Here is a 23913-nt window from a genome sequence, read left to right on the forward strand (position 1 = left end):
TTCACACCCCTGTCGCAATTTGAGAAAGCACGATGAGCGCGATGCCACCGAGCAGCACGGCCGTCGCCGCGACCAGGAGGACCGGCGACAGCCGGTTGCTGAGCCGGAGCCGGCCGGCCAGGCAGGTGGGCACCATGTCGGGCGTGACGTGGCCTGCTGCCGCGTTGCGCAGCAGCAGGCTCGTCACGAGCAATGCACCGACGGCCACCAGGAGCAGTCCGCTGTCCATTGCCCGATCACCTCAGTAGATGTTCGAGGGCCGGACCATGCCCTCGGCCAGGTCGCCGAAGCCGGGCGCCATGATCGCTCCCGGGTTCCCGAAGACTTCCTCGACCACTGCGGTCTCGGTGGTGATCAGCAGCGCGGCGATCGAGGCGGCACTCTCCAGCGCGGCCCTGGTCACCTTGAACGGGTCGATGACACCGTCGACGAACATGTCGACGTACTCACCCGACAGCGCGTTGAAACCCTGCGCGGGCGGCAACGTGGCCACCTTCTCGACCACCTCGTCGCCGTCGTAGCCGGCGTTGATCGAGATCCAGCGCAGCGGCTCGGCCAGTGCTCGCCGTACGACCTCACGGCCGACCGCGTCGTCGCCGGTCAGCTCCACCCGCGACACCGCGTCCTGGGCGTGCACGAGTGCAGCGCCGCCGCCGGCCACCACCCCTTCCTCGAGCGCGGCCCGGGTCGCGGACAGGGCGTCGTCGACGCGCAGCATCCGCTCCCTGAGCTCGACGCTGGTAGCGCCTCCGACCTTGATCACCGCGACCGTGCCGGCCAGCCGGGCGAGCCTCAGCTGCAGGCTGTCCTGGTCGGCGTCGAGCCGGGCCCGCTCGAACTGGGTCTCCAGCTGCTTGATGCGGGCATCGAGCAGCTCCTTCTCACCGTGCCCACCGACCATCGTGGTGTCGCTCTCGGTGATCGTGATCCGATCGCAGGAGCCGAGGTGCGCAGCGGTGACCTCGCTCAGCTCGAGCCCGGTGTCCTTGGCGATCACCTGACCGCCCAGAGCCACCGCGAGGTCCTGCAGCTCGGCGACGCGGCGGTGCCCGAAACCGGGAGCGCGGACGACGACCGACTGCATGGTGTTGTGCATGTTGCCGCCGACCAGGAGCTGCAACGCCGGCCCGTCGACGTCCTCGGCGAGGACCACCAAGGGCCGTTCAGCGCGCTTGGCGAGCTCGAGGGTCGGCATGATGTCCTGGACCTGGCTGATCTTCTTGTTCGTCAGCAGGATCACCGGGTTCTGGTAGACCGTCTCCATCTTCTCCTGGTCGGTGACCATGTAGCCGGAGATGTAGCCGTGGTCGAACTCGATGCCGTCGACCACGTCGACCGAGAGGCCCAGGGACTCCGACTCCTCGGTGGTGACGATGCCGTTGCGACCGACCCGGGCCACCGCCTCGGCGATCACGACGCCGATCGACTCGTCGTCGCTGGCCGCCAGGGTGGCGATCCGCTCGAGGTCCTCCTGCCCGGTGACGTCGACGGCCATCTCGGCCAGGGTCTCGATCAGGACCGGGATGGTGCGCTCGATCCCGCGACGCACGCGCATCGGGTTGGCACCCGCAGTGACCGCGGCCATCCCCTCACGGACCATCGCCTGGGCGAGCACGGTGGCGGTCGTGGTGCCGTCACCGACCACCCCGTTCGTCTTCATCGCGACTTCCTTGACCAGCTGGGCGCCCATGTTGGCGAACGGCTCCCGCAGCTGGATCTCCTTGGCGATGGTCACCCCGTCGTTGGTGATCGTGGGTGGGCCGGTGAGCTTCTCCAGGACGGCGTTGCGTCCCTTCGGGCCCAGCGTCACCTTGACCGCGTCGGCCAGGGCGTTGACCCCGGACTCGAGCAGTCGCCGAGCGTCTTCGTTGAATCGCAGTTCCTTTGCCATGTCGAGCAACCCTTCACGTAGTGATCGATGGTCTGTTGATGGGTGGGTGGGTCGGTGCGGTCGGGCCGTCAGGGCACAAGGATCGCCCGGCCCCTGACCCGGCCGGCGTCGAGATCGTCGAGCGCCCGCTGGAAGTCCTCGAGTGGGTACGTCGTCGTGTGCAGGCGTACGTCGCCCCTGGCCGCGAGGACCATGAGCTCCTGCAGGTCGTTGTAGGAGCCGACGAGGTTGCCGATGAAGTTGATCTCGGTGGAGATCACGTCGATCGTCGGGACGTCGATGTTCTCGCCGTACCCGACGACGTAGTAGTTGCCGGCCCGGCGCAGCATCGCGATGCCCTCGGCGGTCGCGCCGCCCTCACCGACGAAGTCGACGACGGCCTCGGCCCCGTTGCCACCGGTGAGCTCCAGCACCTTCTCGACGTGGTTGCCGTCGGCCAGGATCGCGTGGTCGGCGCCGATCTCGAGGGCCAGGTCGAGGGCCGCCTGGTTGCGGTCCACGACGACCAGCGTGGCCGCGGAGATCGCCTTCATCACCTGGATGCCGATGTGGCCGAGCCCCCCGGCGCCGATCATCACGCAGACGTCTCCCGGTCGCGTGGCGGCGGCCGTCTTGGCGACCGCGTGGTACGCCGTCAGACCGGCATCGGCGAGTGCGGCCACGTCGGCCGGTTCGAGCGAGTCGTCGATCCTGACGACGCTGCGTGCGTTGGTGAGCAAGTACTCGGCGTACCCGCCGTGGGTGTCGATGCCCGGGAACTGGCTGTTCTCACAGTGCACGTCGTCACCGAAGCGGCACGCGCGGCACAGGCCGCAGGTCATCAACGGGTGCAGGATCACCTTGTCCCCCACCGCGACGTTGGTGACCGCGTCGCCCACGGCGTGCACCCAGCCGGCGTTCTCGTGGCCGATCGTGTACGGGAGCTCGACGCCGGACTTGGCCTCCCACTGGCCCTCGAGGACGTGCAGGTCAGTGCGACAGACCCCCGCGCCACCGATCCTGACGACGACGTCGAACGGTCCCTGCACCTCGGGGTCGGGAACCTCTGTCAACTGCATCTTGGTGTGGTAGCCCACGACCTGCACTGCCTTCATGACGCCCTCCTTGCTGACCCGCCACTCGAGGAGCGGGTGTTGGTGATGCGGGTGGCGAGGTCCTCCCCCTCCTCGTAGCGCGTGGCCAGCAGCCCGCGGCAGAAGTGGGAGTTGCCCTCGATGGAGATCCGGACGGCCTTGGCGAAGCGGAGTCGCAACGGCACCTCGTCCGGCGGCACGGGTTCCCCGTGCTCGTCGACGAACACCCGTGCGTGGGGGCCGATGCCCAGCCCGATCGCCGTACGCCGCCGCAGCAGCGCCTCCTTGAGCCGTCCGCCCGGCAGGTTGTTCAGCCGCAGGCGGTAGATGTCCGCCACGGTGAGGCCGGAGTGCTTGAGGCGGTCCTCGATGCAGCGCTCCATGGCCGCGGTGTGCGCCTTGCGCTGGAAGATCAGCCGTAGCTCGTCGAGGCTGTCCTCGGCCTCGACCCCGAAGGTGCCCCGGTAGCCGGCGTCCGCGGCCAACCCGGCGTTGATCTTGTCGGAGTCGTGGTGGTCGTCCAGGAACACCCGGACCTGACCGATGTCCTCCACGCGACGCAGCGCGTCCACGGCGTCGGAGGTCATCAGGTAGGCGAAGTTCGGTGAGCAGAACGACGTCGGCAGCCGCACGTGCACGGTGACACCGGTGTCGTCGATGGCCACCGAGCGGACGAAGCCCAGGTCCGTGATGGGCTCGTCCAGCTCGGGGTCGAGCACCGTCGACAGCTCGGCCATCACTTCGGACTCGAGGGACGTGGCCAGGAGTGTCATGACGCCACGGCCTGCTTCGCGCCCGGGGCGACCTCCGTCTCGGCGTCGCCGGCCGAGGTCGGCAACCGGAGGTGCTCGGGCACCTCGATGTCGTAGAGCGCGGCGGCATTGAGCCCCAGGATCTTCTTCTTCTGGTCGGTGGTGATCTGCGCGTAGTCGGTGAGGTCCTCGGGGATCTGGAAGTCCACGAACTTCTCGATCAGCCACTTCGGCGTCCACAGCGCGTAGTCGCTGGAGAACGTCATCTTGTCCTCGCCCACCCAGTAGAGGAGCTCGCCGATCACCTCGGCGAAGTAGCGCGGCCGGGTGTGGATGAACGGCATCACGACCGAGAGTCCGGCGTACACGTTCGACTCCTGGGTGGCGATCCAGCAGAAGTCCTCCAGGCGCGGCAGCCCGCAGTGCTCGACGATGAAGTTCAGGTCGAGGTAGTCCGAGGCCACGGCGTCGACGTCGGCGACGTCGAAGGCGTCGCGGTCCAGCGGCTTGAGGGTCGGGCCCTTGTGCACGTGGATGTTGGTGATCCCCAGCTCGAGGCACTTCTCGAGGTAGGTGCGACAGCCCGGGTCGCTGAGCTTGTAGCCGCGCGAGTCGCCGTGCCATTCAGCCGTGTAGAGCTTGACGCCCCGGAGGTCGAACTTCTCGGCATCTTCCACGAACTGCTTGAGACCCGCCTCACCGTTGCGCGGGTCGAAGGAGTGGTTGTAGGTCAGCTTGTCCGGGTGCTTCTGGGTCAGGGCCCAGCTCTCGTCGGAGCAGGAGAACCCCCGCTCGTAGAACTCCATCAGCATCGTGGACTGGAAGACGGCGTGGTCGACGTACCCGTCGTCGAAGAGGTCCTTCATCAGGCGCTCGCCGCCGTAGTAGACGTACTCCTCGTAGCTCCACTTCTCGGAGTCGGGGCTCAGGTTGCTGTGGTAGTCGAAGAAGCAGTCGATGAACTCCTGTCCGTGGACGTTCTTCTGGTTCTCCTTGCGGCCGTCCCACAGGTGAACGTGACTGTCGACGATGAAGTAGTTCTCGCCATCCTTGGTGTACATGTCGTGCCTCGCTTCTCGTGCGTCTGGTGGTCTGTTGGTCTGTTGGTCTGCTGCAGGTCCCGCCCGGGGCCACAGACCCGGGCCCCGGACGGGACGCTCGTGGGTGGCTCAGCTGCTGGCCGTGAGGTCGAAGCCGATGTACTCGGCCGCGTCCTCCGGGCTGGCGAACAACATGGTCTTGTCGTCCAGGTGCACCATCCGGCCGTAGTGCGTGGAGCTGATCTCCTCGAAGACCGAGCCGTCGAACACCGTGCCGAGTGCGTCGGTCAGCTCGTCGTACTCGAACTCGAGGAGCCGGACTCCGTCGACGCGGATCATCGAGGGGTACTCGGTCAGCTCGACGCCGTCCTTGCCGCCCATGACCTCCGCGACGACGCGCCCGATCGGGGTGTTCATCAGGGTGACGCCACACATGTTGGAGAACTCCGTGGCGGATCCGAATTGCATGTTCACTGGTCAAGCTCCTTCGGGATGTCGAGGCCGAGGTCCTCGAGGAGGGATACGAACTTCGCGGTGGCGTTGGCCCGGCTGGTCGCGAACGTGACCGGCTTCTCGGCGGCCTGGGACCAGATCGGCTGGAGGGCGTGGGCGGCCTCCTGGCAGCGGGGCACCCACTTGGCGAGCCACGAGCCGAAGAGCTCCTTGTTGGCCGCGCCGTGCTCCTCGTCCTGGGTGAGCAGGCGGAACAGCACCCGGGTGTAGCCCAGGTCGCGGTCGTAGTCGTTCTCGCCGGTGCCGACCAGGGTCGGGGTGATGTAGTCGCTGTTGCGGGCCGCGACCTGCATCACCAGCTCGGTGCGGAACAGGGACCCGATCAGCTGCTCGAAGACGATGTTGGTGGCGAACAACAGCTCGCACCAGTCGCCCACGGCGGTCAGCTGCTCGACGACCTCACGGGTGGGCTGCCACTCCGGCGCCTCCTGCCAGACCTCCTTGTGCGCCGAACCCTCGAACGCGACGTCGGCCTCCGCGAGGTCCAGGTTGAACAGCGCCAGGTCCTGGGCGAAGCGCATCTTGTGGGCGGCGTTGAAGGCCACGGCGGTGTTGATCATGTTGGTGGGGCCCGAGCGCTGGATCGAGGTGAACACGTGCAGCGCCAGACCGTTCTCGGCGTGCATCCACGCGCCCACGTTGCGCTCGATGAACTTCAGCCACGGGCCGTTCCACGAGTCGTAGACCCGGGCCCGCTTGGCGTTCTTCAGGCACAGCTCGACCTGGTGCACCACGGCGGAGTTGTTGCGGTAGATCGACTGCTCCCACTCCTCGTTGGGGTCGAGGAACGCGTGCCAGTTCGACGACTTCGCCGTCGTCCACTCCTGGGGGTAGCCGCCGGGACCGTCCCCGAAGCCGTAGATCCACCCTTGGGTGAGGTGCCGTTCGGGGTCAGGCTGTACGTCGACGGTGACGTCTTCGTACATCGTGGCCCGCAGCTTGGCCGGCTTGTAGTAGTTGTAGCTGCGACTCTTCGAGCTCGGGAAGGTCAGCGCTCCGGCCTCCGAGTCGGTGAACTCGATCTTCGGAAAGCTCCGTTCCTTCTGATCGGTGATGTCTGCCATGTCTTTCAACTCCTTGGTTGATCTGCTTGTTGATCTGCCGGGTTGATCTGCTTGTTCGGCTCGGGTGGTGCTGCTCAGTCCCCGGTCACGGGGCTGGTGAACGAGTCGTGGAAGACCTGGTCCTTCGGCACCCCGTGCTGCTCGAGGAACTCCATCGCCGCGTCGACCATCGGCGGCGGACCGCACAGGTAGACCTCGGCCTTGTTCAGGCTCTCCTCGCGGCGGGCCACCACGTCGGTGACGTTGCCGGCCTCGGCCTCGAACGGGTACGCCCCGGGGTCCTCGGGCATCGACTCGGACAGGCAGACGACGAACTCGAAGTCCCGCAGGCCCTTGCCGATCGTGGTGATCAGGTCGACGTAGAAGAGGTCGTCGGCCGTCCTGGCGCCGTAGTAGAAGCGCACCGGCCTGGTGCTCCCCGTCTCCTCGAGGCACCGGAGCAGGGACAGGATCGGCGCCATGCCCGCGCCACCGCCGATGCAGACCACCGGCAGCACGTGACCCTCCTTCAGGGTGAACGACCCGTAGGGGCCGGTCAGCTTGATCTCGTCGCCGACCGACAGGCCGTCGTCGAGCAGGGCGGAGAACTTCCCGCCCGCGTACTTCTTGATCAGGAACTCGACCTCGCCCGGTGTCGACTGGGTCGTCGCCATCGAGAACGAGCGGGTCTCGTCGGTGCCGGGGATGGTCAGGTCGGCGTACTGCCCGGGCTTGAAGTCGTACGTCGTGGGCTCGGTCGCCGTCAGTCGCAGGGACACGATGTCGCGGGTCATCGGCTCGATCGCCGCGATCCTGGTCGTCACGTCCTGGATCGGGACGCCGCCGAGCAGCTCGTCCTCGTCGAAGTTGAGCAGCTCGATGGTGCAGTCGCTGTAGGCGTGGGCCCGGCAGAGCAGGACGTAGCCCTCGTCGACCTCGGCATCGTTGCAGGCGAACGTGGAGTAGCGCTCCATCTGGATCTCGCCGTCCAGCACGTAGGACTTGCAGGCCGAGCACTGGCCTTCGCGACAGCCGTGCATCAGGTGGATGCCCTGGCGGAACGCGGCGTCCAGGATCTTCTCGTCCTCGCCGACGTCCATCTCGATGTCGACGGGCTCGAAGTAGATCTTGTGCGTCTCGGGCATGGGGGCTCCTCTCGTCGTGATGCTTCGATGTCCGTGGGGGCGGGTTGGCGGGAAGGTTGTCGGCCGGGTTGGCGGGAAGGTTGTCGGCCGGGTTGGCGGGAAGGTTGTCGGCCGGGTTGGCGGGAAGGTTGTCGGCAGGATCGGCGGCGCCGCTGATTCGTGGCGGCGCCGCCGACCCGTGCTGGCCGAGAGTCCCGGCGGCGGACGAAGGTCGCTCAGGCGATCTTCGACATGTCGTTCAGCCGGTACTCGGCGATGTGCTTCTCGCGCTCGTCGTCGGACATCTGGTTCAGGAGCACGTTGGGGCTCATGAACTGGATGCCGCGCACGTCGTCGAGGGTCCACATCTTCTTCGGGTCATCGAGGTGGAGGTGCGGCTGACCGATGAGGGTCTTGCCGTCGTCGCGCACATAGCCCAGGTCCTCGACGATGTCGGCGAGGTCCTTGTCGTGGTGCAGCGTCTCCCACTCGCGGAAGCCGGTGAGGCGACCCATGTTGGGCGTCTCGCGACCCTCGTACTCCGCACGGAACGCGACGGCGTCGGTCCAGTGGCAGGTCTCGGAGCAGTAGGTCTTCCACTGGCCGTCGACCTTCTCGCACACGGTGTCCTCGCGGATGAGGCACGGCACCATGCAGGTCCAGCAGCGGTGCGGGTAGTTGTAGCCCACGTCCTCGAAGGCGATCGGCTTGTTGTTGCCGGGGTAGGCGAGCCGGTTGTAGTTCTCCCACCACGCGCCGAACTTGCTGTACCAGCCTGGGTACTTCTCCTCGAACCACTCGAAGTCCGTGTCGGTCATCGTGTCGATCCGCCAGTAGTTGACCGGCCAACCGGTGGCGAAGAACTGCGCGACGCGGTGCACGTAGTCCTTGTTGACGATCCGGTTCCAGGCCTCCTCGACCAGGTCGTGCGGGATGGTCAGCCCGTACTTCTCCAGCGGGAGGAGGTAGCTGCGGTAGTAGTCGTCGTAGATCCAGCGACGCCACATCTCGGCGTAGCTCTCGCGGTCCTTGCGGCGGTCCTTGGTGCCGTACTCGATGAAGGTGCCGATCGCGGCGTCGACCACGCAGTGGTTGTTCCACCAGGCGTAGCGCATGTCGCGCTCGAGGAGGGGCCGGTTGCGCTCGTCGGCCAGCGCCATCAACAGGATGGAGTAGCCGTTGGAGATGTGCCGGGACTCGTCGGACTGGACCGAGTGGAAGACCGTCGGCAGCAGGTAGTCGCCGTTGGCGGCCGCCTCGTCGGGCATCGCGACGAACAGCGTGTTGGTGAACGCCGTCTCGGCGACCACCGTGAGGTAGATGTTGGCTGCGGTGATCGCGTCACCGGTGATGAAGCCCTCGCCGAACTGACGGCCGATGGTGCCGGCGTAGTTGTTGGCGAACGCCTTCTCCGTCATGTCGAAGCCGGCCGGGTCGATGTAGTTGTTCATGTACAGCTTCTTGAGGTTCATCTGGATCGTCGAGTGACGCACCTCGTCGATCATCTGGACCGCAAGCCCGTTGTGGATCTCCGGGTTCGGGACCGCGTCGATGGCCATCGGCATCGCACGGGCCGCCGAGATCTCCGGGAACGGGATGATCGAGAGGAACAGCTTCTGCCACTCGAGCCAGCGCTGCTGGACCTGGCGGAACATGTTGCCGCGGATGGCGCCGTCCATGGCGCCGTACACACGGTTGTCCTTCTCCTCCTCCATCGGGAAGTAGGACCGCATGATCTGCTTGAGCGGGTCCTTCTTGGGTGCCTTCTCGAACGTGTAGTCGGTGCCGAAGCGGGTTGCCGGGGTGGCGAAGGTCGGCTCCCAGGTGAGTTCGCTGATCTTGGCGTGGGCCTTGGTGAGACTCTGTCTGCTCATGTTGCCTCCTAGGTCGGGGCGGGGAGAGCACTGATGAAACCGGGGGGCGAACCCCGGTCCTGTCTCAATGTGAGACGCGGGTCACATCCGGCGGCGGTAGCCTGAGTTTTCGTGAGCACAGTCCGCCCGTTCATCCGCATCTCGTGGGAGCGCTCACTCGCCTCCCGCGTCGACACGGACCACCCAGACCCGACGTACGTGGAGAGCGCCCCCGAGTCGGTGCTCCTGCGCGCCGCGCGCCCCGTGCTGGCCTCACTCTCCGACGAGCTGGCCAACGAGCCGGCGTGCCTGATCCTCACCGACAGCAACGGCGTCGTGCTCCAGCGCGGCGGCGGCGACTCTCACCTGCTCAAGGCACTCGACGCCGTCCACCTCGCACCCGGGTTCTGCTACGCCGAGCAGGACGTCGGCACCAACGGCATCGGCACCGCCCTGGAGATCGGCGCGCCGATCCTGGTGAACGGCAACGAGCACTACACCGGCAACCTGCGACAGTTCTCGTGTGCCGGCGCCCTGATCAACCACCCGGTCACCGGAGCTCTGCTCGGCGTCATCGACATCAGCACGAAGGCCGAGAACTCGAACTCCCTGCTGCTGTCGTTCGCCAAGCTGGCTGCCCGTCGCATCCAGGAGCGGATCCTGGAGGAGGCCAACGAGCTCGACAGCGCCCTGCTCGGCGGCTACTACGCCGCATGCCGCCACTCCGGGGGCCCGGTGATCGCGGTCGGCGAGAAGGTCTTCATGATGAACGCGCTGGCCCAGCAGCACTTCGACGCCACGGACCAGGCGGCGCTGCTCGACCAGACCCGCGAGGCAGTGGGCATGCAGGACCCGTGCACCTTCCTGGCCGACCTGCCCAGCGGGGTCATCGCACGGATGGCCTACCAGCCGACCTTCGCCGGAACGGCGCTCGCGGGCGGGATCATCCAGATCAAGGAGCAACGGACGGCCGGACATGTGCCCCGGCCGCGCGGGCCGGCCCTTCCCGGCATGGCGGGTGCCAGCGCGGTGTGGCGCCACGTCACCCAGGAGCTGCTCGAGACCGTCGCCAAGCGCGAGTGGGTGGTGCTCCAGGGGGAGTCCGGCGCGGGCACGCACACGCTGGTCACCGCCGTCCACCAGCACAGCGGGTCCAACCGCCAGCTGAGCGTGCTGGACGTCGAGACCGCGGGCGCGGACCTCGTGCAGCGGGCGCGCGCGGAGCTGGAAGCCGGGACAGACCTCGTGATCCGTCACGCCCACGCACTCGACGAGACGCAGCTCGACGAGCTCACCGAGCTGTTCCAGGAGATCCAGGACGCCTCGGTCGCCCAGGACCCCTGGGTGGCCCTGACCACGCGAGCCGGCGCGGTCGACGACAAGCTCGACCTCCACCTGCTGCACTTCTTCCCGCGCACCGTGCTGGTCCCGCCCCTGCGGCACCACCTCGAGGACGTGCCGGCGCTGGTGCGCCTGCTGCTGAACCGTGCCGGCGCACCCGAGCTGATCCTGTCCAAGCCGGCGATGAACCAGCTCATGCGGCTCCCGTGGTCCGGGAACGTCACGCACCTCAAACAGGTGATGAGCGCGATCGTGCGGGTCCGCCGGTCCGGCGTCGTGGAGGTGGAGGACCTGCCGCCGGAATGCCGTGCCACCACCCGTCGCAACCTGACGCGGATGGAGACCCTCGAGCGCGACGCCGTGATCGACGCCCTCGCCGACCACGGCAACGACAAGTCCGCCGCCGCTGAGGCACTCGGGATGTCACGGGCCACGATCTACCGCAAGATCCGCGACTACGGCATCGTCACCTGACCCCGCGCCCGTCTGCTCCCCTCCCGCGAGTAACGCGCTGTCCATGACGCTTTGCACCCCTCTTGCCGGGTGCAAAGCGTCAAGATGGGCGCGGAAGTGCCGGCGTCCGGTCTCAAATCGAGACTGAGCTGCTCCGGAATCGTGGTTTGCTGGGCCGATGATCTTCATCACCGCGAAGTTCCTCGTCCGCCCCGAGAGCGCAGAGACCTGGCCCGAGATCACCCGGGAGTTCACCGAGGCCACCCGGGCCGAGGAGGGTTGCCTGTGGTTCGACTGGTCACGAAGCCTCGACGACCCGACGGAGTACGTCCTGGTCGAGGCCTTCCGCGACGGTGACGCCGGCGGCGCACACGTCGGGTCGCAGCACTTCAAGGATGCCCAGAAGAACCTGCCGCCGCACCTGGTCGAGACCCCGCGCATCGTCTCGCTCGAGGCCCCCGGTGACGACTGGTCGCGACTCGGAGAGCTCGCCGTCGACTGATCCACGGTCGCCGGCGTACGGCGGCACTACCCCGCCCCTCTTGACGCTGTGCACCCGGCCAGAGGGGTGCAGAGCGTCGTGGACAGCGCGTTACTCGCGGAGGGCGACGACGCGCCACGGCGGCACGAACCCGTCGCCGATCCGCTCGTCCCAGACATGGAACGTCGCCCGGATGCTCTCGGCGGTCTCGGCAGTGGTCTGGTTCTGCGGACCGGAGGCGATCGCCAGCAGGCCGTAGTGGAACAGCGAGGCCACCTGAGCCTCAGGCGTGTCCTTGAGCCGCTCCAACTCGCCGACCGCGGCGCCGAGGAATCGGGTCACCAGCTGATGTACGCCGTGTCCCCCGCGCCCCGCGAACCGATGCGCACCGTCCACGATCGCCGTACGGGCCGCGGCCGCAGCGGCGTCCCGGTCATCGGGCTCGACGACCAGGTCCACGGCTGCCGAGTCGGCGGCGGCCCTGAGCAGCAGGCTGGCGATCGCGGCACCGTGCTCCACCGTGTACGGCGCGGCCGGCGCGTCCGGGCCGAGCAGGTGAACAGCCAGGGCATCGAGATAGATCAGCTCCATGGCAGGCATGGCCTCCACACGGAGTCGGGCCAGGCCCTCGGCACTGTGACTCTGCCAGTCCACTGGCGCGGCGTTCATCGACGGCTCCTCTGCTCGGCTCGATCCGGCGTCCGCCTCGGTCACCCTCGTCGATCGGAGGGCTCGATGCGGCCACCTGTCATTGAACCGGTGCTGAACCGGCCCGACGTCTCAATGTGAGACGCGGGCCGAGCCGTGACGTCTGCCTCAGGCCTTGGCTTCTTCGTCCTCGCGGCCGTAGTCGTCCTCGAGGCGGCAGATGTCGTCCTCGCCGGTGTAGGCGCCGTGCTGCACCTCGACGATGACGAGCTCCTCGGAGTGCTCGTTGGTGATGCGGTGCGCAGCGCCGACGGCGACGTCGATCGACTCACCGGGGCCGGCCACGATGGTCTCGCCGTCGATCACGCAGGTGGCGATGCCGAAGATGATCACCCAGTGCTCGGAGCGGTGCTTGTGGGTCTGGTAGGACAGCCGCTGACCGGGCTTCACCTGGATCCGCTTGACCTTGTAGCCCTGGTTCTCATCCAGGACGTGCCACGATCCCCACGGACGCTCGGCAGATTCGAGAGCCATACCTATCCATTCCTTCGACGGGACTACGGCCGACAGCCTACGGGTCGCGGGTTGTCCCGACCAACCACCACCCGGCGACGCTCGACACGCCAGCATCGACAGCGCGGAACATTGCAGGCATCGCGTGACCCGGATCTTCCGCGTTGTCGCGTTCCGCGCTCGTCGTGCCGGTCAGCCGCGAAGGTTGGGCCGCACGTGGAGACCGGCGTCGGGGTCGACGATGACCTCCTGGCCGGCGGGCATGCCGTCAACGGTGAGGTCGGCATCCGTCGGGACGTTGCGCTTGACCATCGCCAGCGCGATCGGGCCGAGCTCGTGGTGGCGTGCCGACGTACCGACGAAGCCGACCGCCTTGTCACCGTGGTGGACCTCGGCGCCCTGGTCGGGCAGCCGGTTCTCCGAACCGTCGAGGTGCAGCAGGGTCAGGCGACGCGGCGGACGACCGAGCGTGTGCACGCGGGCCACCGTCTCCTGGCCGCGGTAGCAGCCCTTGTCGAGGTGGACCGCGGTGGTGATCCAGCCGGCCTCGTTCGGGATGGTGCGGTGGTCCGTGTCGAGGCCGAGTCGCGGCTCACCGCGGGCGATCCGCAGCGCCTCGAACGCCCACAGGCCAGCTGCCGGGCCGGCCGCCTCGGCGTACGCCGTCAAGCGGTCGCGCGGGATGAACTCGTAGCCGTCGAACGGGACGCCGATGCGCTTGGAGGGGCGCCAGGCCACCGCGGTGTCAGCGGTGACGTCGTCGACCTCGACCCGCATCATGAACCGCATCTTGAGCAGGAAGTCGATCAGGGCCTGGGCCTGGCCCGGCTCGACGTGGGCGGTGAAGGTCTCGCTGTCGGCATCGTCCACGCCGTACATCGCGTGCTCGACGTGGCCCTGCGGGCTCAGGATCAACGCCATCGTCGGGCGTCCGGAGCCGAGCTCGCTCTCGTGCTGCGTGGTCAGGTTGTGCAACCAGGTCAGTCGGTCCGGGCCGGTCAGGCGGATGACCTCGCGGTGCGACAGGTCGACGAAGCCGTCGCCGGCCTCGAGCGCGCGCTGCTCGGTGTTGAAGGAGCCGTAGTGCGCGGCGACATCGGCGTCGATGCCGTTGCCGGAGACCGCACCGGGCAGGTCGAGGAGAGGGCTGGTCACGCTCCCCAGCGTACGTCGTGCGTTCAGGGCCGCATGTCGGTGGTTTCCTGACGGACCCGTCCCTCGAGCCCCTCGATGACGGTGGGCGTGGCGGCACCCCCCATTTGGGGGTCGAACGGCTTGACAGATCTCGCTAGTGTGGACGATTGCGCGGGTCGCAGCCCTCCCCCCGATTGGGCTGCGGCCCGTCTCCCTTTTCCGGGGCCGGACGCCACGGCCGCGCGCTATCCGGGGAGGCAGTCGGCGCAGTGTCCGAACACCGTGAGGTGCCCGATGTCGGCGACGAAACCGAACTCGTCGTCGAGCCTCCGCGCCACCGGGGCCACCACGTCGGGATCGACCGAGACCACCTTGTGGCAGTCCCGGCAGACGATGTGGAAGTGCTCGTGCTCGCCCACCGAGTGGTACGTCGGAGCGCGGTCGCTGAGGTGCGCGTGGCGAACCAGCCCGAGCTCCTCGAGGACCTCGAGGTTGCGGTAGATCGTCGAGGCGTTGACCGCGGCGGAGTGCTTGCGGACCTCGGTCAGGATCTCGTCGGGGGTGGCGTGCTCGAGCGCCTCGACAGCCCGGAGGATCAGCTCGCGCTGCGCGGTGAGCCGCTTGCCGCTCGAGCGGATCCGGTCCGCGAAGTCGTCACTCATGTCTGGCCACTCACTGGCGCTGGAGGCGCGCCCAGATGTGCGGTTGCAGGCCCTGGCCCATCGCGGCCATGTCGAACGCGTAGAGCAGGTCGCCCTCGACGTACCCGTAGAGACGCTTGCCGGCGGTGTACTCCTTGGCGGTCTCGGTGCGGGCGATCGCGTCGGTGACGATCTCCATGCGGGCCTCGCCCGCGGTGCCGTACCAGATCTCGGTGAAGCCGGTGTTGTGCGCCATCACGACCTCGACCTTTCCCTCGGGCTTGCAGCGCACGAAGCCGGTCTCGATCGCGGCGTCGCGGACCTTGTTGCCCTCGTCGTCGACGACCCAGGCACGCGCCATGTAGTGAAAGAACGGGCGGCCGTCGTGGGTGAAGATCAGCTCCTGGCCGAACTCGAACTTCTCGATCGTCGGGTAGTCGCCGTGGCCGTTGCCACGCCAGGTGCCCAGCATCCAGGCGATGGGGGCGCAGTCGGGGTGCAGGTTGTCAGGGAGCTCGAACGGCATGGGCGGCAGTCTAGTCCGCGACCCGGACCATCAAGAGTTCCCGGTTCGCGCATCAAGGATCCACGGTTGGCGCATCAAGAACCCACGGTTCGCGCAGATAGGGTCGGGGCATGGCTCGCAGACTCTTGATCAAGGTGACCTGTGGCGTCGAGGACCCCGAACGCTGCAACCAGGCGTTCACGGTCGCCGCCGCGGCGGCCGTGTCCGGCATCGACGTCGGCCTCTGGCTGACCGGCGAGGCGGCATGGTTCGCCGTACCCGGCAAGGCGGAGGAGTTCTCGTTGCCACTGGCCACTCCCCTGGCCGACCTGCTGGCCACCGTGCGCGAGGCCGGGCAGGTCACGCTCTGCACGCAGTGCGCGGACCGTCGTTCGATCACCACCGCGGACGCGTACGACGACATCCGCATCGCCGGAGCGCCGGTCTTCGTCGAGGAAGCCCTGGGCGACGGAGTGCAGGCGCTGGTGTACTGACCCAGGCATCGCTGAAGGGAATCCGGCGGAATCCGCGCGATTTCCTGCAGCGTCGAGTCAGACCGGGTCCAGCAGGATCGCGGCCAGGCGGTCGATCTGGTCGGCCATCAGTGCGGCGACGCCGTCGTAGGTCTCCGGCGAGCGCCCGATCGGGTCCGCGATGTCGTACTCCTCGAGGCGAAGGGCGCCACGACCTTCGGCGCATTCCTCGACCAGCCGGCGGAGGCGCTGGTCGTCGGACACGACCGGTGCATGCGTGCGCTTGCCGGGCTGTACCTCGCCCGCGGCCCGGTGCGCTTCGGCGAGCGCGACGAACTCCAGCAACGTGAAGGTGCGTCTCAGCGCCCGCGGCGCCTCCTCGAGCAGCCGCGACCGGATGTCGCGGGTGGCGGCCAGGACCAGCCCACCGGTGTCGGCGACGGTCGCGTCGACCAGTCCTGACTGGAACTGGCGCGCGGTGAATCCGTCCGGGGACCCGCCGCGTTCGACCAGGGTGCGCGCCGACTCGGGGTGCATCGGGCGGCCGGCCATCGCCCGGACTCCGGCGCTGGAGACCTCGAACCGGTCACCGATGCCCAGCGCGTCCAGGCGCGTGCGCAGCAACCGTTCGGCGAACGGGGAGCGGCACACGTTGCCGATGCAGACGAACAGGACGGGGAAGCTCACCTCGAAAGGCTAGTTGGTCGGCGAAGCCCGTCAGTAGGCGCCGCGACCGAGCAACACGGCCCGGACCGTCTTCAGCATGATGATCACGTCACCGATCAGCGACCAGTTGTCGACGTAGTACAGGTCCATCCGCACGGCCTCGTCGAACGACAGGTCGCTGCGACCGGAGACCTGCCACAGCCCGGTCAGCCCGGGGCGCACCAGCAGCCGGCGGTGCATGTCGACCGGGTAGTCCTCGACCTCGGCGGGCAGCGGCGGGCGCGGGCCGACCACGCTCATCTCGCCGGAGAGCACGTTGACCAGCTGCGGCAGCTCGTCGAGGGAGAACTTGCGCAGGAAGTGGCCCAGGCGGGTGATCCGCGGGTCGTCCTTCACCTTGAACAGCACGCCGTCGGCCTCGTTCATCGCCGCCACCTCGGCCAGCCGGCGGTCGGCGTCGACGACCATCGAGCGGAACTTCAGCATCCGGAACGTGCCACCGTCGCGACCGCTGCGGGTCTGGCGGTAGAACACCGGCCCGCCGTCCTGCAGCTTGATGGCCAGCGCAATCAGTGCCATCAACGGGGAGAGTACGACGAGCATCGCCGAGGCCACCACGACGTCGAAGATGCGCTTGACCAACCCGCCGGCGCGACCGACCTGGGGCTTGTCGACGTGCACCAGCGGCAGCCCCCCGACCTGGCGCATGTGGATGCGGGGGCCGGCCACGTCGATCAGGCCCGGCACTACGACGAGGTCGACGTCGAGCGTCTCGAGCTGCCAGCCGATGCGCCGCAGCGCCTGGGAGGACGTGTGACCGCCACCGGCCACCAGCACCGTGTCGGCGCCGGTGAGCTCGCAGGCGGCGACGATGTCGTCACTGCCACCGAGGATCGGCACCGACGGCTCCGAGCTGAGCTCACCGAGGTGGTGGGACGGCACGCAGGCACCGACCAACGTGTAGCCCGCCCACGAGAGTCGTTCGAGGCTGGCCTTCACCTCGTCGAGCGCGGTCGGTGAGCACACCGCGACCACCCGTGCGTGCAGGCGGCCGGTCTGGCGCAGGTGGTGCAGGACCTTGCGGACGGCGTACCGCGTGGAGAGCAGGAGGACCGTGCCGACCGCGAAGCAGAGGATCACGTAGCCGCGGGAGATGTTGCTGCGACTGAGGAACGACACGGTGCCGACCGCGCCCACCGCCATCAGGGAGGCGATCGCGACCCGGCGGAACTCCTCCGTGCCTCCGCCGAGGTTGCGGCGTGCGTAGGCGCCACCGAGGGCAAGGCAGACCAGCCAGAGCAGGAAGACGAACGGGGTCATTCCGCTCAACAACGCGAACTCGAGATAGGTGTCCTTCTCGAGGACCCCGTCGAGCCGGGCCCGGAACGAGACCGCGATGAAGGCGGTCAGGGCCAGGACGAGCACGTCGCACAGCGCCACGACCGCCACCACCCGAGAGAGGCGGCGGGCGAGCGGCACGCGCCGCGGGGGGAGGTCGAGTGCGGCGTCCTGCTGGGCCGTCGGAGCCTGGGCCCCCTGAGCCCGGGGACCGGGCTTTCGGGCCAGCGGAACCGACGCCGTACGCACGGGGTGGACGCTCGGCGTGAGGTCGGTCAGGGCGACCCCGGCTGCAGGCAGCGTGGCACCGTGACGCACCGTGCGCGGAGCGAGCTCCGTCATGCTCGACCTCATTCCCGGATGGCGGGTTCTCGGGAGGTCAACGAGCCATCCGCGGAGAGGTCACGGACGCGCCGGACGAGTAACGGATCGCCCTAGACTTCGTTGACCTGACGACAGCACCTCTATGCAAAGGTTCGGCGTGGACTTCAAAGACCTGATGCGCACTGCCCGGCGACGCTGGAAGACCATCGTCGCCCTGTTCCTGGTCGCCCTGGTGGCCGCCGGTGCGTACTCCTTCCTCGTGACTCCTCAGTACCAGTCGACTGCCCGCGTGTTCATCTCCACCGACGTCGAGGACTCGTCCGAGGCGATCGCCGCCAGCCTCGTGTCGTCGGGCCGGGTGGCGTCGTACGCCGATCTCGCCACGAGCCGCGAGATCATGTTGAAGGTCATCAAGGAACTCGGCCTCAAGCAGTCGCCCGAGGAGCTCGCCAGCCAGATCAAGGCCGAGGTCGAGCCACTCACGGTCATCATCGACGTCACCGTGACCGACCCCGACCCCAAGGCCGCGCAGCTCATTGCGGAGGCGCACTCCGAGCAGCTCACCAAGTTCATCACCCGCGTCGACGCTCCTGACCGCGCGGCGACGCCGATCCGCGCGACGGTGGCTGACCCGGCCAGCTACAGCTCCGACCCGGTCTCCCCGCGCACACTCCTGAACCTCGTCGTCGCGGGCCTGATCGGCCTGGTCATCGGCTTCGGTGTCGCAGTGCTGCGCGAGATCACCGACAACACGGTCAAGACCGCCGAAGACGTGCGCAAGATCAGCGGTGTCGGCGTGGTGGCCTCCATCGGGTACGACGCCGACGTGCCCAAGCACCCCCTGCTGACCGACCTCAACGGCTTCGCACCGCGTGCCGAGGCGTTCCGCGTGCTGCGCACCAACCTCGACTACCTCGACCTCGACGCCCAGCCGAAGTCGTTCGTGATCACCAGCGCGCTGCCCGGTGAGGGCAAGACCACCACCTCGACCAACCTGGCCGTGGCGCTGGCCCAGGCCGGACGCCGGGTGCTGCTGGTCGACGGCGACCTGCGCCGTCCGCGGATCGCCGGGCTGCTCGGACTCGAGGGCCGGGTCGGGCTGACCACCGTGCTGGTCGGCAAGACCTCGCTGGTCGACAGCATCCAGCAGCACACCGAGACCGGCGTCGACTTCCTCAGCGGCGGCCCGATCCCGCCGAACCCCACCGAGGTGCTGCAGTCCAATGCCACCCGCGACCTGATCGGCAAGCTGCGCGACATGTACGACGTGGTCATCATCGACGCTCCCCCACTGCTGCCGGTGGCCGACGCGGCGATCCTGGCCCGCGCGGCAGACGGTGCCCTGCTGGTCACCCGTCACGGCAAGACGACCAAGGAGCAGCTGCACGACGCCTGCCAGCGCATCGAGCAGGTCGACGCCAAGCTGTACGGCGTGATCGTCAACATGGCCCCGCGTCGCAGCAACCAGGACTATTACTACTACTACGCCGACGAGGACGACGCGGCGAACAAGACCGGCCGCTGGGTCTCGCTGAAGCCCTGAGATGAAGCCTGTCGCCACCTACGGTTCGGGCCTGCTGGTCCTGGCCGGCCTGCTGGCGCTGGCCTCCGTCAACACGATCACGATGATCCTGGCGGTGGTCCTCGCCGTCGGGCTCACCATGCTGGTCGCCCTCGGCACCGAGCGCCTCGGCACCCTTGCCATGATCGCGGCGATGGTGTTCGCACCGCTCAACGACGTGCGTCCCGCGGAGGCCGTCAACTTCGTGACGTTCAGCGACCTCTTCTTCGCCGCCGGCTTCGGACTGCTGGTGCCGACGATGCTGATGCGCAAGTCCCGGGTGCCGACCGGTTTCGCCGTCGCGGGCAGCCTGATCCTGGTCCTCACCGTGATCGCGTCGCTGCTCAACGAGGCGCCACTGATGAGCCTCAACTACGGGTTCCGCCTGGTCGCCGCGGTCGTCGTACTGCCGTTCCTGTTCCTGTGGTGGCGACCCTCGATCAAGCTGATCGACGGGTTGGCGTGGTCGTTCGTGGCCGGGCAGGTGATCAGCCTGGTCGGCGGCATGGTGGTCGGGGCCAACCCCAACGGCCGCTACATGGGCCTGACCACGCACACGAACTTCTTCGCACTCGGCGCCCTGATGTCGTTCGCGATGTTGATCCACCTCTACTCCCGCTACGAGACCACCGGCATGCGGTTGCTGGTCTGGGCTGCGGGCGGCGCGGTGATCGCCAGCGCGATCCTCTCCGGTTCGCGGGCCTCGCTCCTCGGCATGGTGATGCTGGCGGTGCTCTACCCGCTCGTGGAGCGCTCGGTGCTGTCGGCGTACCTCGTGGTGTCGGCGGCGATCCTCGGCCTGGCATCGCTGAACTGGCTGATCTCGATCGCCGGCGAGAGCTCGGCGCTGGCCCGGCTGAAGGGCGACTCGACCGCGTCGTACTCCGACCAGGCCCGCGAGCGCGCGTTCACCACCGGCGTCCAGGAGTTTCTCGCAAAACCCTTGCAGGGCAACGGATTCGACATCACGGCACTCGACGCGCACAACGTCTACCTGCAGGTCGCGGTGGGCATCGGCATCTTCGGCGCGGTGGCCTTCGTGATGGTGCTCTGGAACCTCGTCGTGCCACTGTTCCGGCCCGGCCCGTTGCGGCGGCTGGGCTACGTGCCGCTGGCGTACGCCGCGGTCGCGGTGATCACGAACTCGCTGTGGGACAGGTTCGTCTGGGCCGGCCTGGCGCTCGCCGCGCTGGCTGCCGTCTACTCGGACGACGACGTTCCCGCCGACCCGTCGCCAGTTCCCGCCGACCCGTCGCCAGTTCCCGCCGACCCGTCGCCAGTTTCGGGCGACCCGTCGTCGCGGCGCTCCGCGACCAACCTGACTGCCTGGGAGCAGTCGTTCACCGCGGGCAAGCACCGCGCCCCCACCCACACCCCGGAGATCATGTGAGCCGCCGTCCCGCCCTCGCCGCACGCCGCGTGAGGCAGACCCTGCAGTACGCCAACGGCGCGTCGCTGCTGTTCAACCTCGCCTCCGCGCGGACGCCGTGGGCGCGGTCGTCGCTGACCTACCGGCTGCGCGGCGGCGGCACCGTCTCCTGCCCCAACGTGGCCGGTGCCCGGGTGCCGATCTACGAGGTGTTCTCCGAGGACACCTACCGCATGAAGGAGACGATCTCGGGCCTTCCACCGTCGCTGGTCGCCCTCGACATCGGCGGCCAGGTCGGGTGCTTCTCACTCGCCCTGGTGCGTGCCGCCAAGCGGGTGCAGGTGCACGCCTACGAGGCGTCGCCGTCGACTGCCGCGTGGCTGCGCCGCAACGTGACCGACAACGGCTTCTCCGCGTCGATCACGGTCCACGCCACCGCGGTCTCCGACCACGAGGGCACGATCTCGTTCAACGACAACGGCCAGGCCTCCGGCCTGAACGGGCTGACTGCTCCCGATGGCACCCTGGTCGAGGTGCCGTGCATCCGCTTCGCGGCAGCCGTCGCCGCTGCCGGGGGCCGGGTCGACCTGGTCAAGATCGACACCGAGGGCGCGGAGTACGACATCGTCCTGGGCTCCTCGCCCTCCGACTGGGCGTCGGTCTCGCGCGTGGTCATGGAGTACCACGACGTGCCGGGCCACTCGTGGGACGAGCTGCACGCGTTCTTCACCTCGTGCGGCTTCACGCTGCGCCGCCACGAGCCAGCTGGCCCGCGCCAGGGCACCGTCTGGTTGGCGCGCTGACGTGTCCCGACTGCCCAACTGGCTCGAGCCGGCCTTCCCGGTGGTCAAGCGCGCGCACCGCTTCGCCACCCGTCGCGTCGGCGCGCTGACCCGTCGCCAGTTCGTGCCGACCCGTCGCCAGTTCGTGGCCCGAGCCGAAACTGGCGACAGGTCACCTGAAACTGACGACAGGTCGATCGGAACTGGCGACAGGTCGATGCGGGCCGTGCCGTGGACCGGGACCGAGTCGGTCGACGAGACGTGCCGCCTCGACCCGGCGGCCGTCGTACAACCCCTGGCGCCGGCGCGCCCGGCCCCACGCCTCGAGCCGACCGGTCACTGGTTCTGGCGCGGCCTCGGGTCGTACGACGAACCGCGCCGGTTCCTCCTCACGATCGAGAACGGCCTCGTCGTCGGTGACTACGCGGCACACGTGACACCACGGGGTGTGCTCGACTACGAGACGTCGGAGTACTACGGCGTCAACGGCTGGCAGGAGCACCCGATCTACCTGCGCCGGCGGATGCCGCCGGTCACCCCGGTCGACGGGTCGCTGCTGTCACTCGCCACCCGCGGCACGGGCGGCAACTACTACCACTTCGTGATGGACCTGCTCCCGCGTTGGGGCGTCCACCAGGAGGCCCGGCCCGGGGACCTGCCCGACCACTTCCTGCTCAGCCGCGGCTCGCGCTACCAGGAGCAGCTGCTGGGCATGCTCGGCCTCGACGCGGTCTCGACCCTGCAGCCGGCCAAGCACCTGGCCCTGAGGCCCGACACGTTGCTGGTGCCCTCGATGTCGAACCCCGACACGATGGCGCCCCCGTGGACGACGCGGTGGCTCTCGACGAACCTGCCTCCGAGCGCCGCCGCCTCGACGCTGCCCGACCGCATCTACATCACGCGTGGGTCGGCGAGGAACACCCGGCGCCTGGTCAACGAGGACGAGATCTTCGCGGTCCTCGAGCGACAGGGCTTCGTGAAGATCGACTGCGGCGCACTGTCCGTGCAGGAGCAGATCGACCACTTCGCCGCCGCGTCCGTGATCGTCGCGCCCCACGGTGCCGCGCTGACCAACCTGAACTTCTGCTCGCCCGGCGTGCGCGTGCTCGAGCTGTTCGCACCGCGCTACCTGAACAAGTGCTTCTGGGCGATCGCGTCGAACATCCCGGAGTCGACGTACGCCTTCCTGGTCGGCACGTCTGCCCGCCCGGTGCGCGAGGGCAACCCGATGGGCGGCGTACAGGACGACATCACCATCCCCGTGGCCGACTTCACGGCCGCACTGGAGTCCCTGCTGGCAACGGCCCCCGCGTCACCGGCAACACCGTCGCCGGGCACAAGCTTTCCGGGCGCTCTGCTCGGTCGTAGTTGAGGAGTAGATCGAAGTGGGCAACCAACAGCGCGTCGTCGTCCTGGGCGGCGCCGGATTCCTCGGGTCGCACCTGAGTGAGCGGCTGGTCGGGGAAGGACACGAGGTCGTCGCGGTCGACAACTTCATCACCGGCTCGGAGTCGAACGTCGAGCACCTGTCGGGCACCCCGCTGTTCTCGCTGGTCGAGGCCGACGTCTCCGACGGCATCCCCGTCGAGGGACCGGTCGACGTCGTGCTGCACTTCGCCTCACCGGCCTCGCCGATCGACTACCTCGAGTTCCCGATCGAGACGTTGAAGGTCGGCTCGCTCGGCACCCTGAACGGCCTCGAGCTGGCCCGCGCGAACGACGCCCGCTTCATCATGGCCTCGACGTCCGAGGTGTATGGCGACCCGCAGATCCACCCCCAGCACGAGGACTACTGGGGCTACGTCAACCCGGTCGGCCCGCGCAGTGTGTACGACGAGGCGAAGCGGTTCTCCGAGGCGCTGGTGACCGGCTTCCGTACGACGTACGGCACCAACACCGGCATCGTGCGCATCTTCAACACCTTCGGCCCGCGGATGCGCCCGAACGACGGCCGCGCCATCCCCAACTTCGTGCGCCAGTCGTTGCGTGGCGAGCCGATCACGCTCGCCGGCGACGGCAGCCAGACGAGGTCGATCTGCTACGTCGACGACCTGGTCGACGGCATCCTCGCGCTGACCCGCGCGTCGATCCCGGGGCCGGTCAACATCGGCAACCCGCACGAGATCTCGATGCTCGACCTGGCCCAGTGGATCGTGAAGCTGGTCGGGTCGTCCTCCGAGACGGTGCACATCGAGCGGCCCGTCGACGACCCGACCGTCCGCCGCCCCGACATCACCCTGGCCACCCGCGAGCTGGGCTGGGAACCGCAGATCTCCGCCGAGGAGGGCCTGCGTCGCACGATCGAGTGGTTCCGCACCCACCCCGACGTCACCCGCTGACAAGGTTCGCGTCCCTCGACCGCCGAGAGTGAAGTTCATGTCGGGTCCGCGACTCA

24 protein-coding genes are annotated in these 23913 nt (G+C 68.3%); 8 read left to right on the plus strand and 16 right to left on the minus strand.

Annotated features, from left to right (window positions below; translation table 11 throughout):
• Position 1 precedes the first annotated feature (1 nt).
• From ASD30_RS24485 to ASD30_RS24525, 9 genes are all read right to left on the minus strand, one after another.
• Entirely contained in the window at positions 2-229 is a 228-nt protein-coding gene (locus ASD30_RS24485) for a hypothetical protein (protein ID WP_056688537.1), read from the minus strand.
• A 12-nt stretch (positions 230-241) separates the two neighbouring features.
• Positions 242-1891: a chaperonin GroEL gene (gene groL / locus ASD30_RS24490; RefSeq protein WP_056688936.1), complete on the minus strand. Its 1650-nt coding sequence runs from the start codon at positions 1889-1891 to the stop codon at positions 242-244.
• A 68-nt stretch (positions 1892-1959) separates the two neighbouring features.
• Positions 1960-2985 (minus strand): NAD(P)-dependent alcohol dehydrogenase, encoded by a 1026-nt coding sequence (locus ASD30_RS24495; RefSeq protein ID WP_056688540.1) that lies wholly within the window; start codon positions 2983-2985, stop codon positions 1960-1962.
• Entirely contained in the window at positions 2982-3737 is a 756-nt protein-coding gene (locus ASD30_RS24500) for an iron-sulfur cluster assembly protein (RefSeq protein ID WP_056688543.1), read from the minus strand. Before ASD30_RS24500 ends, ASD30_RS24495 begins: the two co-directional genes overlap by 4 nt.
• Positions 3734-4777 (minus strand): amidohydrolase family protein, encoded by a 1044-nt coding sequence (locus tag ASD30_RS24505; protein WP_056688546.1) that lies wholly within the window; start codon positions 4775-4777, stop codon positions 3734-3736. The genes ASD30_RS24500 and ASD30_RS24505 overlap by 4 nt, the downstream gene beginning before the upstream one ends.
• Positions 4778-4885: 108 nt before the next feature.
• Positions 4886-5224: a propane 2-monooxygenase effector subunit MimD gene (gene mimD, locus ASD30_RS24510; RefSeq protein WP_156393772.1), complete on the minus strand. Its 339-nt coding sequence runs from the start codon at positions 5222-5224 to the stop codon at positions 4886-4888.
• 2 nt (positions 5225-5226) lie between these two features.
• The gene (locus tag ASD30_RS24515) at positions 5227-6333 is read right to left on the minus strand and encodes an aromatic/alkene monooxygenase hydroxylase subunit beta (protein WP_056688552.1); all 1107 of its coding nucleotides are present in this window, start codon (positions 6331-6333) and stop codon (positions 5227-5229) included.
• 74 nt (positions 6334-6407) lie between these two features.
• The gene (locus ASD30_RS24520) at positions 6408-7457 is read right to left on the minus strand and encodes an FAD-binding oxidoreductase (protein WP_056688555.1); all 1050 of its coding nucleotides are present in this window, start codon (positions 7455-7457) and stop codon (positions 6408-6410) included.
• Between the two features lie 215 nt (positions 7458-7672).
• The gene (locus ASD30_RS24525) at positions 7673-9310 is read right to left on the minus strand and encodes a methane monooxygenase (protein ID WP_056688558.1); all 1638 of its coding nucleotides are present in this window, start codon (positions 9308-9310) and stop codon (positions 7673-7675) included.
• A 111-nt stretch (positions 9311-9421) separates the two neighbouring features.
• Between ASD30_RS24525 and ASD30_RS24530 the strand changes: the two genes are divergently transcribed.
• Positions 9422-11104: a sigma-54-dependent Fis family transcriptional regulator gene (locus tag ASD30_RS24530; RefSeq protein WP_200951248.1), complete on the plus strand. Its 1683-nt coding sequence runs from the start codon at positions 9422-9424 to the stop codon at positions 11102-11104.
• A 157-nt stretch (positions 11105-11261) separates the two neighbouring features.
• Entirely contained in the window at positions 11262-11585 is a 324-nt protein-coding gene (locus ASD30_RS24535; protein ID WP_056688562.1) for a putative quinol monooxygenase, read from the plus strand.
• Positions 11586-11675: 90 nt separating this feature from the next.
• Here ASD30_RS24535 and ASD30_RS24540 read toward each other — a convergent pair whose 3' ends face one another.
• From ASD30_RS24540 to ASD30_RS24560, 5 genes are all read right to left on the minus strand, one after another.
• On the minus strand, positions 11676-12233 hold the full coding sequence (locus ASD30_RS24540; RefSeq protein WP_156388543.1) for a hypothetical protein: 558 nt from the start codon (positions 12231-12233) through the stop codon (positions 11676-11678).
• A 147-nt stretch (positions 12234-12380) separates the two neighbouring features.
• Complete coding sequence (locus ASD30_RS24545) at positions 12381-12746, minus strand: phosphomannose isomerase type II C-terminal cupin domain (RefSeq protein WP_056688567.1); 366 nt, start codon at positions 12744-12746, stop codon at positions 12381-12383.
• 171 nt (positions 12747-12917) lie between these two features.
• Positions 12918-13880 (minus strand): CAF17-like 4Fe-4S cluster assembly/insertion protein YgfZ, encoded by a 963-nt coding sequence (ygfZ, locus tag ASD30_RS24550; protein ID WP_056688570.1) that lies wholly within the window; start codon positions 13878-13880, stop codon positions 12918-12920.
• A 224-nt stretch (positions 13881-14104) separates the two neighbouring features.
• Entirely contained in the window at positions 14105-14521 is a 417-nt protein-coding gene (locus ASD30_RS24555; protein WP_056688573.1) for a Fur family transcriptional regulator, read from the minus strand.
• A gap of 10 nt (positions 14522-14531) precedes the next feature.
• Positions 14532-15026: an FABP family protein gene (locus ASD30_RS24560; RefSeq protein ID WP_056688576.1), complete on the minus strand. Its 495-nt coding sequence runs from the start codon at positions 15024-15026 to the stop codon at positions 14532-14534.
• Positions 15027-15136: 110 nt separating this feature from the next.
• Between ASD30_RS24560 and ASD30_RS24565 the strand changes: the two genes are divergently transcribed.
• Positions 15137-15499 carry a DsrE family protein gene (locus tag ASD30_RS24565; protein WP_056688579.1) on the plus strand — a complete coding sequence of 121 codons (363 nt, stop codon included), beginning with the start codon at positions 15137-15139 and terminating at the stop codon, positions 15497-15499.
• A gap of 57 nt (positions 15500-15556) precedes the next feature.
• Here ASD30_RS24565 and ASD30_RS24570 read toward each other — a convergent pair whose 3' ends face one another.
• A complete protein-coding gene (locus tag ASD30_RS24570) occupies positions 15557-16165 on the minus strand; it encodes an arsenate reductase/protein-tyrosine-phosphatase family protein (RefSeq protein ID WP_056688584.1) in 609 nt (202 codons plus the stop codon).
• Positions 16166-16195: 30 nt separating this feature from the next.
• Positions 16196-17824 carry a sugar transferase gene (locus tag ASD30_RS24575; protein ID WP_056688587.1) on the minus strand — a complete coding sequence of 543 codons (1629 nt, stop codon included), beginning with the start codon at positions 17822-17824 and terminating at the stop codon, positions 16196-16198.
• 139 nt (positions 17825-17963) lie between these two features.
• On the opposite strand from ASD30_RS24575, the gene ASD30_RS24580 reads away from it, so the two are divergent.
• Genes ASD30_RS24580 through ASD30_RS24600 form a run of 5 tightly spaced genes read left to right on the plus strand, consistent with a single transcriptional unit; the run spans position 17964 to position 23857 of the window.
• Positions 17964-19349 (plus strand): polysaccharide biosynthesis tyrosine autokinase, encoded by a 1386-nt coding sequence (locus ASD30_RS24580; RefSeq protein WP_056688590.1) that lies wholly within the window; start codon positions 17964-17966, stop codon positions 19347-19349.
• 1 nt (position 19350) lies between these two features.
• Entirely contained in the window at positions 19351-20757 is a 1407-nt protein-coding gene (locus ASD30_RS24585) for an O-antigen ligase family protein (RefSeq protein ID WP_056688593.1), read from the plus strand.
• Positions 20754-21539, plus strand: coding sequence for an FkbM family methyltransferase (locus ASD30_RS24590; protein WP_056688596.1), 786 nt, complete (start codon positions 20754-20756; stop codon positions 21537-21539). Before ASD30_RS24585 ends, ASD30_RS24590 begins: the two co-directional genes overlap by 4 nt.
• Position 21540: 1 nt before the next feature.
• Positions 21541-22890 (plus strand): glycosyltransferase family 61 protein, encoded by a 1350-nt coding sequence (locus ASD30_RS24595; RefSeq protein ID WP_056688599.1) that lies wholly within the window; start codon positions 21541-21543, stop codon positions 22888-22890.
• Positions 22891-22903: 13 nt separating this feature from the next.
• Positions 22904-23857, plus strand: a complete 954-nt coding sequence (locus ASD30_RS24600; protein WP_056688602.1) for a UDP-glucuronic acid decarboxylase family protein — start codon at positions 22904-22906, stop codon at positions 23855-23857.
• Positions 23858-23913 lie beyond the last annotated feature (56 nt).

Origin of the sequence: Nocardioides sp. Root140 (assembly GCF_001426745.1) — a bacterium.
Lineage (GTDB): Bacteria > Actinomycetota > Actinomycetes > Propionibacteriales > Nocardioidaceae > Nocardioides.